The organism is Pseudomonas sp. R2-37-08W (genome assembly GCF_003851705.1).
Lineage (GTDB): Bacteria > Pseudomonadota > Gammaproteobacteria > Pseudomonadales > Pseudomonadaceae > Aquipseudomonas.
Genome location: NZ_CP027728.1, coordinates 4,534,610 through 4,547,018, shown reverse-complemented (window position 1 = coordinate 4,547,018; position 12,409 = coordinate 4,534,610). Strand labels below are relative to the sequence as shown.

The window sequence follows — 12,409 nt, the reverse complement described above, 5'->3', positions numbered from 1 at the left end:
GCCAGGCACCCAGTAATCCTCAGTGAGGCTTCGCCGCCGCCTGCCACAACACCTCGGCAACCCCCTGACGCCTGGCAATCACCCGGGCCGCGACAAACAGCAAGTCCGACAACCGATTGATATACGCCAACCCCACCCCTTCCAACGGCTCCACCGCATTCAATTGCTGACAGCGGCGTTCGGCACTGCGCGCCAGGCTGCGGCACACATGGGCCTGGGCGATCAGCGCTGAGCCGCCGGGCAGGATGAAATTTTCCAGTGGCCCCACCTCTTCATTCCAACGATCGATCGCCGCTTCCAGCCGATCCACTTCCGCTGCATTCAACGCCTTGTACACCGGCATGGCCAGCTCGCCGCCCAGATCGAACAAGCGATGCTGGCAGGGCGTGAGCACCTCCACCACATCGTTCAGTTCGGGGTGCTTGCCGCTCTGCTCCTCCAGGTTGGCCAATAACAACCCCAACTGGCTGTTCAGCGTATCCACCTCGCCAATGGCCTCCACCCGTGGGTGGTCCTTGGGCACGCGGCGACCGTCGCCAAGGCCGGTTTCGCCCTGGTCACCGGTGCGGGTGTAGATCTTCGACAGGCGAAAGCCCATGGTCATTGCTCCAGTTGGGTGAGTTCTGCGGGGGACAATTGGCTGCCGGCCAGTGGCAGGCGCAAAGTGAAACAGGTGCCTTGGCCCAGGGTGGAGTGCACTTCCATCTGGCCCTTGTGGTTATTGGTGATGATGAAATACGACACCGACAGCCCAAGCCCGGTGCCCTGGCCGATCTCCTTGGTGGTGAAGAACGGCTCGAAGGTGCGTTTGCGCACGTTTTCGCTCATGCCGATGCCATTGTCTTCCACCTGGATCTCGGCCCAGGGCGGGTTGAGGCGGGTGCGCAGGATGATGCGCCCCGGTTCGCTGCCGTCTTCACGCAGGTGAATCGCCTGGGCGGCGTTTTTCAGCAGGTTGAGCAGCACCTGTTCCAGTTCGTTGGCCGTGCCGGGTACCGGCCCCAGTTGCGGATCGAACTGGCGGATGATCGCCTGGCCCTTGAAATCGAAACCGATGGCCAGGTCGAAATCGTTACCGGCGATCTCCACGGCCTGGTCGATCAGGGCTGGCAAGTCGCAGGGGGCCATTTGCCGGTTGCTGCGCCGGCTGAAGCTGAGCATGTGCGTGACGATTTTCGCTGCACGCGCGCCGGCCTGTTGAATCCCATCCAGCAACTGCGGGACTTCGCGCGCTTGCAGGTATTGATTGACCAGCGCCAGCTCGATGCCCGCCTGTTCGGCATGTTCCAGGTTCTTGGGCAGCTCGGGTGACAGGCGGCGCCGGATGTTCTGCACGTTGTGCAGGATCGCCCCCAGCGGGTTGTTGATTTCGTGGGCCATGCCGGCAGCCAGGCCGCCGACCGAGAGCATTTTCTCCGATTGCACCATCATTTCTTCCAGGGACAGGCGCTGGGTGATGTCATCGATACGGATCACCACGCCGCGCCCGGCACCGCCCATCAACGGGTAGAACGTCAGGGCGTAATGCTTTGGCTCGTCGTCCTTGACCCAGGTGACCCGCTCGATCCGCTCCACCGTGTGCTGTTCCACCGTGGCCTTGATTTGCGGCAGGTACGGCTTGAGCGGTTGGAATGCGAGGAAGATCGGCTGGTTGAGGGCTTCATCCAGGCGCGTGCCCGAAAGCGCGGTGGCTTCCTGGTTCCATTGGGTGACGTAGAGCTGTTCATCCAGGGCGATCAGCGCCGAAGGCATCGAGTCGATAATGCTGTTGAGGTAGTTCTGAAAGCCGGTGAGCTTTTTCTCGATCTTGCTGCGCACCTGCACTTCCAGTTCCAGCTTGCGGTTGGTATGGCGGGTTTCTTCGGCCAGGCCTTGGGCCTGGTCGTAGGCGGCCTGGGAATCATCCCGCGCGCGCTTGAGTTGCTGCTCGCGAGCCTCGATGCGCGACAGCATGGTGTTGAACGCTTCGGCCAGGCTGCCGATTTCATCGTGGTTGCCGGGGCCTGCGCGCAGGGCGTAGTTCTCTTCGCGAGTCACCTGGCGCGACAGTTCTTCGAGTTCATGGATCGGCCGGGTGATCAGGCGTTTGATCTGCCGGGCGATGACCAGCCACAGCAACACACTGAAAATCAGGATGCCCAGGCTTGCGGTGAGGGTGCCGGTATAGAACGCCACCGGAAGCTCGCTGCTGGCCACCAGCAGCAAATGCCCCGAAGGCTGGTCGGTGCGGGGCAGGGTGATGACCTGGTTGCTGCGAAATTCGGTGAGACGCCAGGCCTCGATATGCCGGTAGTTGTCGGGCAGGTGCAGGCGGTCGCCGTGTTGCATCTGCGCCAGGCGATTGCCTTCGCCGTCGTACAGGGCGGCGGCGCGCAGCGGTGAATAGCTGGTCAGCTCATTGAGCAGTGCGTTGGCCTTGGCCGGGGATTGCAGGGCTTCGGCCGCGAGTGCCGGGTTGGACACCAGCCGACCGATGGCCTGCAAGGCCTGGGGCGCCATGCTTTCCTGGGAGATCCAGTAGGCGGCGCTGATAAAGGTCAGGTTGGCCACCAGCAACACGGTGGTCAGCAGTACCAGCAGGGCGGCCAGCAGTTTCTGCCCTACTGGTAGGTTTTCAAGACGCTGGCGCAGTGGCATCAGGTTTTTCGCAGGCAATAGACATACGGCAGGGTAGCGCGTGCCTCAGTCGCTGGGCAATCCGCGTGCAACCAACTGCTCGACCAAGCGCGTTTGCAGCTGCTGCAGATGCGGCAGTACCCGTTGATGGCGGGCGGCCGCCTGGCAGACGTAGCCCAGCAGGTAGCTGATTTCGGTACGCCGTGCGTTGGCCACGTCCTGGTACATGGAGGAATAGTTGGCCGCAGTGGCCTGGATCACCCGTTGCACTTCACTGTGCAAATCTTGCGCAGCCGCAGGCTGGCCGCAGCATTCCAGCAATTCGCTCAATTCAGCGCACAGGGTGGCGACTTCACATTGATGGGCCTGAAGGCCGCCATTGCGGCACTGGTAGAGCACGGTCAACGGGTTGATCGCGCAATTGAGCGCCAGCTTGCGCCAAAGACGCGTGAGGATATCGGTGCTCCATTCATGGGGGATGGCGGCGGCCTGCAAGTCATCCAGCCACAGCGGCGCGGTAGGGTGAGCCGCATCCCCCAGCCAGGTGTAGCCATGGCCGGCAAAGACCACACGCCATTCGCCCTCGCGAAACGCGCCTTCGGTGCTGGAGGCAAAGATGCAACGCGCCTGTGGCAACTGGGCGGCCACCGCATCCTGGCTGCCGAGGCCGTTTTGCAGCAGGATCAGTTCCGCGTCCGGCGCCAGGCGATGCTGTAACTGTGCGACAGCACTTTGGGCATCGTAGGCTTTGCACGCCACCAACAGGCGCTGGATCGGCTCCGGGCTGTCGGATGTTTCGCCGATTACCGGGTAGGTGTGCGCAATACCGTGCTCAACCAGGGTCAGGCCGTTGCCCGACGCATAGCTGGCCAGGCGCGCCTGATCGCGCAGGATCAGCCGCACCGGCACGCCCGCGCGCGCCAGCCGCGTGGCCCAGAGGGTGCCCAGGCTACCGGCGCCGAGAATATGCCAGGTGGTCGACATCAGTGTGTGCTCCGTAAGGTCGCCAGCGGTGAACGCGGCGAAAGAACCGCTATAATGCCCCGGCATTTTAGCTCGGGCGCGCTCCATCTCTACTGAGCCCGCCCCTTATATTGGAGAAATGACATGCCTTCGTTCGACGTGGTATCCGAACTGGACAAACACGAAGTCACCAACGCCGTCGAGAACGCCGTCAAGGAACTGGACCGTCGCTATGACTTGAAAGGCAAGGGCAGCTTCGAATTCAAGGAAAAGGAACTGACCGTCAACCTGACCGCTGAAGCCGATTTCCAGCTGGAAGCGATGATCGAGATCCTCAAGCTGGCCCTGGTCAAGCGCAAGATCGACGTGCAGTGCCTTGAAGTCAAGGACGCCTACGCTTCCGGCAAACTGATGAAGCAGGAAGCCGTGCTCAAGGAAGGCATCGACAAGGAACTGGCGAAGAAGATCGTCGCGCACATCAAGGATGCCAAGCTGAAAGTCCAGGCGGCCATCCAGGGTGAACAGGTGCGTGTTACCGGCAAGAAGCGTGATGACCTGCAAGAGGCCATTGCGGCCCTGCGCGCCAAGACCTTCGACATGCCGCTGCAGTTCAACAACTTCCGCGACTGATGGCACCTTGCGGAACCTGTGGCCGTTTTCGACGTCCCACGCCGCAGCAACAATGCCTACAATTGAGCCCTACGGGGCTCATTTGCGTTTTCAGGCAGTCAATGAAGCCGCATTTCCGCACAACAGGAGAAGATAGATGGATTTGAACGCTGAAGTGGATCACTTGATCAAGACCTCGCAGTCCTGGATCCCGATGATCATGGAATACGGCAGCCGGGTACTGCTGGCCGTTATCACCCTGGCCATCGGTTGGTGGCTGATCAACGTCTTTACCCACCGAGTGGGGCGCTTGCTGGCCGTGCGTAACGCCGACCTGGCGCTGCAGCACTTCATCACCAGCCTTGCGAACATTGCGCTGAAAGTCATGTTGATCGTCAGCGTGGCCTCGATGATCGGCGTGGCAACCACCTCGTTCGTCGCCGCCATCGGTGCCGCTACCCTGGCGATCGGCCTGGCCTTGCAAGGCAGCCTGGCCAATTTCGCCGGCGGCGTGCTGATCCTGTTGTTCCGTCCGTTTCGCATCGGTGACTGGATCGAAGCCCAGGGCACCTCGGGTACCGTCGACAGTATCCAGATTTTCCACACGGTGCTGCGCACCGGCGACAACAAGACGGTGATCGTACCGAACGGCATCCTGTCCAACGGCATCATCACCAATACCAACCGCCAGCCGACGCGCAAGGTGGTGTTTGATGTGGGCGTGGACTACGAGGCTGACCTGCAGAAAGCCCGTGAAGTGTTGCTGGAGCTGGCGAAAGACCCGCGCGTGCTGGCCGACCCGGCGCCCGTCGCAGTGGTATCGACCCTGGGCGACAGCTCCATCACCGTGTCCCTGCGTTGCTGGACCAATACGGCGGATTATTGGGATGTGGTGTTTATGCTCAATGAACTGGCGCGCGACCGTTTGAAAGGGGCGGGGATTGATATTCCGTTCCCGCAGCGCGTTATTCGCGTGATGCAGGAAGCTCCGGCGAAGGCATGAAACAGTGTCGCGTTTAAGTTGGCCGAAAGGTCAGGTTAAATGCGACAGTTGTATATAGTTACTTAGCTTGCTAGTTATATTGCTTTTGAAATGTAACTGAAATAAAAAAGCCGCTCCCTTGCAAACAGGGGAGCGGCTTTTTATTCAAGGCCGAGACCTTAAGTCATCGTTGTAATTACTTGCGTGATTACAGGATGTTCAGCGGGTAGTTCGCGATCAGACGCAGTTCGTCGATCGAAGGCGAACCGTAGTAAACGCCATCACCGGAACGATAAGTCGCTTGACGCAGACGCAGGCTGAGGTTTTTAGCCGGGCCGCTCTGAACCACGTACTTGGCTTCGATGTCGCGTTCCCACTCTTTACCGTTGCTGGTGGTGCCCGTGTTGGCGCCGCTACCGGTCACGTAACGCGTCATGAAGCTCAGGCCAGGAACGCCGAAGGTCGCCATGTTGATGTCGTAACGCGCCTGGTACGACTTCTCGCCTTCGGCGTTGAAGTCGGAACGGGCGATGGAGTTGGCCAGGAATACAGTGCCGCCGCCATCTACGCCGTAGCCGTAGTCGCCGTCACCGGTAACCTTTTGGGCAGCCAGGGTGAAGGTGTGAGCGCCGACGGTGTACGCGCCCTGCAAGCTGAATGCGCGGTTGTCGAGCTTGGTCACGCCATCTTTCTCTGCGCGCTGCAGGCCGGCGCCTTCGCTCTTGGTGTCGTAGATGTTGAAGTCCAGCGCGAAGGACTGGTCATCGCTCAGGGCATGGGTCCAGTTCAGGTTGCTGTAGTACTTGCGGAAGTAGTCTTCGGTTTTCGCGTAGTACAGGCTGCCGGTGACTTCCGGGGTGAAGGCATAGACGCCGCCGACGAAGTCGGTCTTCGTCAGGCCCAGGCTGTCGTGGTAGGTCTGGTTCTGCGCGACGCTGGAAGTGAAGTGGCCGCCTTCGAGCTTCAGGCCCTTGATCTCGTTGCTGGTGATCGAGATACCTTGTGGCAGTTCTGGGAGCAAACGGCTGTCATCGGAGGCGAATACAGGCGCTGTGGTGTATTGGTCACCGACTTTCAGCACGGTATTGGAAATGCGGAACTTAACCGCGCCGCCGCCTTTTGAGTACTCGTCTTGCGAACGACCGTCGGAACCGGTAGGGAACAGACCGGTGCCGGCACGGCCCTTGCCGCTGTCGAGTTTGAGGCCCATCAGGCCGATCACGTCAACGCCGACACCGATGGTGCCTTGGGTGAAGCCCGACTCGTACAAGGCGTTGAAGCCCAGGCCGCTTTCTTCCGCACGGCTCTTGGAGCCCGGGCCCGACGGGTTGTTGCGGAAGTCGCGGCTGAAGTACAACGCGCGAGTGTTGATGCTGAAAGTGCTGTCTTCAACAAAGCCCTTGGAATCGTCTTGGGCGGACGCCATTGCGAACTGCGAGGTGCCTGCCGAAACAGCCAGGGCGATCATGCTCCACTTCATCACGCGCATCGTGATTTGCTCCTTTGGTTTTAGAAGAGTACTGCCGTCCCACCTGTATTTTTATCTGGGCGGCTCTTTCTTTATGTGTGTCGGCGCAAAGTTATCTCACACCGGCGCTGTTGACGATACTTGCCAAACTATCCTTTCAGCTTCTTTACGAGGCTGTCGTAAATTGCTAGCTCCGTGTCGCAAATCACAGCCCGACGGTAACCAGGCTGACAACTTCAATGTTCTTTTCAAACGCCTTCAAAGTTTGAAATCGTCCCTGGCACACATTGAAACGCTATTGTTTCTTATCGCGAAACCCTGGCATCCACCCAGGTGTCGTTGCCGACGATAGCGAGGTGAATGCAACAAGCGTGCACAAAGCGCCAACCGAATGTCATTTTTTCGTGAAAAACGTTACGGCAGTGTAAAAACCGCATAAACACGGGCCTCTCGGGCAGTTTGGTTCAGACTCGACATTCAGGTGTTACCGTCGTGCGGTGGCGCGCAAAACCTGCGCCTTGGCAAAACGTTACCGATTGACCCTCATAAGTGGGTAGCGGCCGACTCCCTTTGAAGCACAAGTGGGTCATTTTGGTGCATCCCGTTGAAGCCCGAGTTAGCGTGGTTCACACGTCCGACTGCCTCGAAAGGGTGCATCCATGGAATGGGTTTGCCTCAGGCAGCTCGCGCATTCGCCGTGAAGCATCGCGCATTCGGCGGTATGCTGGGCGCCTGTAATTGACCTGCCGAACGGAGTGCCCACGTGTTCGCTTTAGATCAACGCCTGCAACAAGACACATTGGCCATTGGGGACTTCCCGCTCTGCCGCCTGCTGCTGTCCAATGATTCGAATTATCCCTGGTTCATCCTGGTACCGCGCATTGACGGTATCAGCGAAGTGTTTCAATTGGATGTCGCCGAGCAACAGACGCTGTGGCAGGAAACGACTGCACTCGCACAGTTGCTGAACGAAGGCCTGGCCGCCGATAAGATGAACATCGGCGCGCTGGGTAACGTGGTCAGCCAGCTGCATGTGCATGTCATCGTGCGCAAGCGCGATGACGTGGCATGGCCGGCGCCGGTGTGGGGCAAGCATCCGGCCCGTCCATACAGCGCAGAGCAGGTGGCGGCGATTCGCAGCCAATTGCGTGAACTACTGCCTGCCGACTTCATTTTTACCCAGGACTGAACCATGGACCTGCAAGATCGCGTCACCGACCTGGAAAGCCGCCTGGCGTTCCAGGACGACACCATCGAAACCCTCAATGACATTCTGGTCGCCCAGCAGCAAGCGGTGGAGCGCCTGCAATTGCAGATGATCGCCTTGCTCAAGCGCCAGGAAGAAATGGGCGGCCAGTTCGAAACCTCGGAAGAAGAAGCCCCGCCGCCGCACTATTAAATGAGCGTGCAATAAAAAACCGCGATCCAGCCTACGCCGGATCGCGGTTTTTTTTGCAGCGCAGGCTGGAATCAGCGACGCGGCAGGGCAGCGATGACATCTTCAGCTTGCAGGCCTTTGTCGCGGTTCATCACCGAGAACTCCACGCGCTGGCCTTCGACCAGGACGCGGTGGCCTTCACCGCGGATAGCTCGGAAGTGGACGAAGATATCGTCACCCGAGTCGCGCGAAATAAAGCCGAAGCCTTTGGAGGTGTTGAACCACTTGACGGTCCCGGTATCCCGGTTGGTCATGTCGTAGTTTTGCGACGCGGCCGCTGGGGACGAACGGTAGAAGCTGATGGCCAGGTGAAGAACGATGGCGACCACAGCGATTACCAGGCTGAGCAGGATGGCCGGGTGGCCGCCCACTTCAGGCATGGGTGCCAGCAGGGTAAGGGTTTGAACAACGACGGTCAGTACCAGCAGCGCGCTGACCAGGTTTTGCAGTTGATGACGCGTGCCTTTGTTCCAGTAGGGGATTACCGGTGCCAGGGTCAGGTTGAGAAGGCCGAACAAGGCCAGGTATAGAGCGTCGTGTTGTTGCAGGTAGGGCAGGCTTTCAGGCTGCAGGCTCGGGATAAAGGACAGCAGCAAAGCTGCAACGCCCGTTAGCAGGTGGACGATTTTCAACATTTTGATTAACTCACGTTAAGACGGATCACAAGGAAGAGCTGACTGGCACGGTTCGCTTCTGAACAATGGGAGGCGTTGGGCACGTGCGCGGGTAGCAGCCTATGTGACGTGCCGCAGAAATGAACGGCAGCCACACGCCGCCTATTTAACAGCAAAGGCTGTGCCTACTCAAATCAAGCATTTCGGGGTGTTGCAATCGAGGTGGCATTTTTGCGTCGAAGGCTTGTCCTAGACAGGTGCAGGTAATTTGAGCGGCCTTTCGAGCGTTTTTCTTACAGGATGACCGGCTCTTCGGCCGCTGCCCTCGCAAGCGGTGCGGGGCAATTTGCCGCACATTGCCTGGGTGCGTTGGGCTGCACGCGGCCAGCACTCTTGCTAGAGTGATCCTGCACCTGATCAATGAATGCTCGTCAATTGAAGGGGAAAAACATGGCAATCGATATTGGTATCAGTGAAGAAGATCGTAAATCCATCGTCGACGGACTTTCACGGCTGCTGTCCGATACCTATGTGCTGTACCTGAAGACCCACAACTTCCACTGGAACGTCACGGGCCCCATGTTTCGTACGCTGCACTTGATGTTCGAAGAGCAGTACAACGAGCTGGCGCTGGCGGTGGATTCCATTGCCGAGCGTATCCGTGCCCTGGGCTTCCCGGCACCGGGTGCCTATTCGATCTACGCCCGCCTTTCTTCGATCAAGGAAGAAGAGGGTGTGCCGAGCGCCGAAGAGATGATCAAGCAACTGGTGGCTGGCCAGGAGGCTGTCACCCGTACCGCGCGTGGCATTTTCCCGTTGCTCGACAAGGTCAGCGATGAGCCGACTGCGGACCTGTTGACCCAACGGATGCAAGTTCACGAAAAAACCGCGTGGATGCTGCGTTCGCTGCTCGAAAACCAATAACCGTCGAACTCGTGCGGCGTCTTCGGGGCGCCGCTCACTGGTTTCTCTGCGCTTGCTGGCGTTGTCCTACGACGCCCAGCGCCCGCGTCTTCTGGCTGCTCGTCGCTTCCTGCGGTTTTATAGGCTGACCGTCCAATGGGAGAAACCCATGGACTGCTGTTTTGGCAAGGGAGTGTCAGGTGTATGTCATGTGGTAAGGGCGTGGAAACCGGTGGTTTTCACAAGATAAAGGTCGATCCCTTCGCGAAAGGGTTCGACATGGGGCTGGCCAAGCCATTATCGCGGTCGGTGCGGCTCAACGGGTTTTCCACCTGCCTGCGGCTGGAGCAGATCTACTGGAATATCCTGACGGAAATGGCCAGGATCAACACCTGCTCGGTCAGTGCGTTGTTGTCCTATGTCGATCGGGAAGTGCATTTGCGCTATGGCGGTGTGAAGAACTTCAGCGGGCTGGTGCGGGTGGTGTGTGTCGTTCACCTGTTGAAAGACCGCCTTAGCGCCTCTGGCCCCATCTGATCGGAGGCTGCAGGGCGCGGCCCTTCCTTCCGGCGGGCCGCGCCTCGGGCAGAAAGCCGGCTGCGCTGCCTCGATTTACCAGATATAATCCCGCGCTTTGCTGCGCATGCCGGGCTTTATGCACATCGGCAGGGCGTAGCGCAGTAACGATCTGATCGCCGAGACAACTCCATGCCCATGTACGACTATCAATGTGCTTCCTGTGGTCATCAGTTGGAAGCCATTCAGAAGATCAGCGCCGCGCCGCTGGTCGATTGCCCAGCCTGCCAGGCACCTGAGTTGAAAAAGATGTTGTCCATGCCGGGCTTCCGCCTGAGCGGCAGCGGCTGGTACGAGACCGATTTCAAGACCGGCGCCAAGAAGAACCTGGCGGGCGGCGACAAAGCAGACTGAGTTGAACTCTACGCGCAGGCTCCTGCATTATCCGTCCCCTGCTTTAATGTACGGTGACGAGGCACGCCTGCCACCGAATTTCGAATTACGAGAAGTGAAACCACGACCATGATGCGCAGCCACTATTGCGGCCAACTGAACGAGACCCTGGAAGGTCAGGAAATCACCCTTTGCGGATGGGTTCACCGTCGCCGCGACCACGGCGGGGTGATCTTCCTCGATATCCGTGATCGTGATGGTCTGGCCCAGGTAGTGTTCGACCCGGATCGCGCCGAGAGCTTCGCCGCCGCCGACCGCGTGCGCAGCGAATACGTCGTGAAGATCACCGGCAAGGTGCGCCTGCGCCCGGCCGGTGCCGTGAACAAGAACATGGCGTCCGGCGGCATTGAAGTGCTGGGCTATGAGCTGGAAGTGCTGAACGAGTCGGAAACCCCGCCGTTCCCACTGAACGAATATTCCGACGTTGGCGAGGAAACCCGCCTGCGTTATCGCTTCCTGGACCTGCGTCGTCCGGAAATGGCCGAGAAGCTGCGTCTGCGTTCGCGCATGACCACCAGCATCCGCCGCTTCCTCGACGAGAACGGCTTCCTCGACGTGGAAACGCCGATTCTCACCCGCGCCACGCCGGAAGGCGCACGCGACTACCTGGTACCGAGCCGTACCCACCCGGGTAGCTTCTTCGCCTTGCCGCAATCGCCGCAGCTGTTCAAGCAACTGCTGATGGTGGCCGGCTTCGACCGTTACTACCAGATCGCCAAGTGCTTCCGTGACGAAGACTTGCGCGCCGACCGCCAGCCGGAATTCACCCAGATCGACATCGAGACCAGCTTCCTCGATGAAAAAGAGATCATGGGCCTTACCGAACAAATGATCCGCAACCTGTTCAAGGAAGTGCTGGACCTGGAGTTCGGCGAATTCCCGCACATGACCTTTGAAGAGGCCATGCGTCGCTACGGTTCCGACAAGCCAGACCTGCGTAACCCGCTGGAACTGGTGGACGTGGCCGACCAGCTCAAGGACGTTGACTTCAAGGTGTTCAGCGGCCCGGCCAATGACCCTAAATGCCGCATCGCCGCCCTGCGTGTACCAGGCGGCGCGAGCATGCCGCGCAAGCAGATCGACGACTACACCAAGTTTGTCGGCATCTACGGTGCCAAGGGCCTGGCGTACATCAAGGTCAACGAGCGCGCCAATGGCGTTGACGGCCTGCAGTCGCCGATCGTGAAGAACATCCCCGAAGCCAACCTGAACACGATCCTTGATCGCGTCGGAGCGGTCGATGGCGATATCGTGTTCTTCGGTGCCGACAAGGCCAAGATCGTCAGCGAAGCCCTGGGCGCACTGCGTATCAAGCTGGGTCACGACCTGAACCTGCTGACCTGCGAATGGGCCCCGATGTGGGTGGTCGACTTCCCGATGTTCGAAGAGAACGACGACGGCAGCTTCAGCGCCTTGCACCACCCGTTCACCGCGCCGAAGTGCTCCCCGGCCGAGCTGGAAGCCAACCCGGCCGGCGCGCTATCCCGTGCCTACGACATGGTGCTCAACGGCACTGAGTTGGGTGGCGGTTCGATCCGTATTCACCGCAAAGAGATGCAGCAAGCGGTGTTCCGCCTGCTGGGCATCAACGAAGCGGAACAGGAAGAGAAGTTCGGCTTCCTGCTCGACGCGCTCAAGTACGGTGCGCCGCCGCACGGTGGCCTGGCCTTCGGCCTGGACCGTCTGGTGATGCTGATGACCGGCGCCCAGTCGATCCGTGAAGTGATTGCCTTCCCGAAAACCCAGAGTGCTGCGGACGTCATGACCCAGGCGCCGGGCGTCGTGGATGCCAAGGCACTGCGCGAATTGCACATCCGTCTGCGCGAGACGCCGAAGGCTGAGTAAGG

General features: G+C 59.6%; 13 protein-coding genes. 8 read left to right on the top strand and 5 right to left on the bottom strand.

What is annotated here, in order from left to right; translation table 11 throughout:
• Window positions 1-19: 19 nt before the first annotated feature.
• The 3 genes from C4J93_RS20990 to C4J93_RS20980 are packed head-to-tail and all read right to left on the bottom strand — an operon-like array spanning window position 20 to window position 3,600.
• Window positions 20-598: a cob(I)yrinic acid a,c-diamide adenosyltransferase gene (locus tag C4J93_RS20990; protein ID WP_124371702.1), complete on the bottom strand. Its 579-nt coding sequence runs from the start codon at window positions 596-598 to the stop codon at window positions 20-22.
• Window positions 599-600: 2 nt separating this feature from the next.
• On the bottom strand, window positions 601-2,637 hold the full coding sequence (locus C4J93_RS20985; protein ID WP_124368172.1) for an ATP-binding protein: 2,037 nt from the start codon (window positions 2,635-2,637) through the stop codon (window positions 601-603).
• A gap of 45 nt (window positions 2,638-2,682) precedes the next feature.
• Entirely contained in the window at window positions 2,683-3,600 is a 918-nt protein-coding gene (locus C4J93_RS20980; protein WP_124430370.1) for a putative 2-dehydropantoate 2-reductase, read from the bottom strand.
• Window positions 3,601-3,723: 123 nt separating this feature from the next.
• Between C4J93_RS20980 and C4J93_RS20975 the strand changes: the two genes are divergently transcribed.
• Together C4J93_RS20975 and C4J93_RS20970 are read left to right on the top strand one after the other, a co-directional pair.
• Window positions 3,724-4,209, top strand: coding sequence for a YajQ family cyclic di-GMP-binding protein (locus C4J93_RS20975; RefSeq protein ID WP_003193880.1), 486 nt, complete (start codon window positions 3,724-3,726; stop codon window positions 4,207-4,209).
• 136 nt (window positions 4,210-4,345) lie between these two features.
• On the top strand, window positions 4,346-5,191 hold the full coding sequence (locus C4J93_RS20970; RefSeq protein ID WP_124364190.1) for a mechanosensitive ion channel family protein: 846 nt from the start codon (window positions 4,346-4,348) through the stop codon (window positions 5,189-5,191).
• A 187-nt stretch (window positions 5,192-5,378) separates the two neighbouring features.
• On the opposite strand, the gene C4J93_RS20965 is transcribed toward C4J93_RS20970, so the two are convergent.
• Window positions 5,379-6,659, bottom strand: a complete 1,281-nt coding sequence (locus tag C4J93_RS20965; RefSeq protein ID WP_124364189.1) for an OprD family porin — start codon at window positions 6,657-6,659, stop codon at window positions 5,379-5,381.
• Window positions 6,660-7,401: 742 nt separating this feature from the next.
• Here C4J93_RS20965 and C4J93_RS20960 point away from each other — a divergent pair.
• Both C4J93_RS20960 and C4J93_RS20955 read left to right on the top strand, forming a co-directional pair.
• Window positions 7,402-7,827: an HIT domain-containing protein gene (locus C4J93_RS20960; RefSeq protein WP_124415475.1), complete on the top strand. Its 426-nt coding sequence runs from the start codon at window positions 7,402-7,404 to the stop codon at window positions 7,825-7,827.
• 3 nt (window positions 7,828-7,830) lie between these two features.
• Window positions 7,831-8,037 carry a SlyX family protein gene (locus C4J93_RS20955; protein ID WP_124364187.1) on the top strand — a complete coding sequence of 69 codons (207 nt, stop codon included), beginning with the start codon at window positions 7,831-7,833 and terminating at the stop codon, window positions 8,035-8,037.
• 71 nt (window positions 8,038-8,108) lie between these two features.
• On the opposite strand, the gene C4J93_RS27585 is transcribed toward C4J93_RS20955, so the two are convergent.
• Complete coding sequence (locus tag C4J93_RS27585; RefSeq protein WP_005790922.1) at window positions 8,109-8,711, bottom strand: cold-shock protein; 603 nt, start codon at window positions 8,709-8,711, stop codon at window positions 8,109-8,111.
• Between the two features lie 429 nt (window positions 8,712-9,140).
• Between C4J93_RS27585 and C4J93_RS20945 the strand changes: the two genes are divergently transcribed.
• The 4 genes from C4J93_RS20945 (at window position 9,141) to aspS (ending at window position 12,407) form a co-directional block, all read left to right on the top strand.
• Window positions 9,141-9,614, top strand: coding sequence for a Dps family protein (locus C4J93_RS20945; protein ID WP_003193874.1), 474 nt, complete (start codon window positions 9,141-9,143; stop codon window positions 9,612-9,614).
• A 183-nt stretch (window positions 9,615-9,797) separates the two neighbouring features.
• The gene (locus tag C4J93_RS20940) at window positions 9,798-10,130 is read left to right on the top strand and encodes a ribbon-helix-helix domain-containing protein (protein ID WP_124430369.1); all 333 of its coding nucleotides are present in this window, start codon (window positions 9,798-9,800) and stop codon (window positions 10,128-10,130) included.
• A gap of 171 nt (window positions 10,131-10,301) precedes the next feature.
• Window positions 10,302-10,523: an FmdB family zinc ribbon protein gene (locus C4J93_RS20935; protein WP_003193872.1), complete on the top strand. Its 222-nt coding sequence runs from the start codon at window positions 10,302-10,304 to the stop codon at window positions 10,521-10,523.
• A gap of 108 nt (window positions 10,524-10,631) precedes the next feature.
• Window positions 10,632-12,407 (top strand): aspartate--tRNA ligase, encoded by a 1,776-nt coding sequence (gene aspS, locus C4J93_RS20930; protein WP_057013724.1) that lies wholly within the window; start codon window positions 10,632-10,634, stop codon window positions 12,405-12,407.
• Window positions 12,408-12,409 lie beyond the last annotated feature (2 nt).

Excerpts from the sequence above, each read along its gene's own strand:
- C4J93_RS20990 (WP_124371702.1), bottom strand. The coding sequence starts at position 598 with ATGGGCTTTCGCCTGTCGAAGATCTACACCCGCACCGGTGACCAGGGC.
- C4J93_RS20985 (WP_124368172.1), bottom strand. The coding sequence starts at position 2,637 with ATGCCACTGCGCCAGCGTCTTGAAAACCTACCAGTAGGGCAGAAACTG.
- C4J93_RS20980 (WP_124430370.1), bottom strand. The coding sequence starts at position 3,600 with ATGTCGACCACCTGGCATATTCTCGGCGCCGGTAGCCTGGGCACCCTC.
- C4J93_RS20975 (WP_003193880.1), top strand. The coding sequence starts at position 3,724 with ATGCCTTCGTTCGACGTGGTATCCGAACTGGACAAACACGAAGTCACC.
- C4J93_RS20970 (WP_124364190.1), top strand. The coding sequence starts at position 4,346 with ATGGATTTGAACGCTGAAGTGGATCACTTGATCAAGACCTCGCAGTCC.
- C4J93_RS20965 (WP_124364189.1), bottom strand. The coding sequence starts at position 6,659 with ATGCGCGTGATGAAGTGGAGCATGATCGCCCTGGCTGTTTCGGCAGGC.
- C4J93_RS20955 (WP_124364187.1), top strand. The coding sequence starts at position 7,831 with ATGGACCTGCAAGATCGCGTCACCGACCTGGAAAGCCGCCTGGCGTTC.
- C4J93_RS27585 (WP_005790922.1), bottom strand. The coding sequence starts at position 8,711 with ATGTTGAAAATCGTCCACCTGCTAACGGGCGTTGCAGCTTTGCTGCTG.
- C4J93_RS20945 (WP_003193874.1), top strand. The coding sequence starts at position 9,141 with ATGGCAATCGATATTGGTATCAGTGAAGAAGATCGTAAATCCATCGTC.
- C4J93_RS20940 (WP_124430369.1), top strand. The coding sequence starts at position 9,798 with ATGTCATGTGGTAAGGGCGTGGAAACCGGTGGTTTTCACAAGATAAAG.
- C4J93_RS20935 (WP_003193872.1), top strand. The coding sequence starts at position 10,302 with ATGCCCATGTACGACTATCAATGTGCTTCCTGTGGTCATCAGTTGGAA.
- aspS (WP_057013724.1), top strand. The coding sequence starts at position 10,632 with ATGATGCGCAGCCACTATTGCGGCCAACTGAACGAGACCCTGGAAGGT.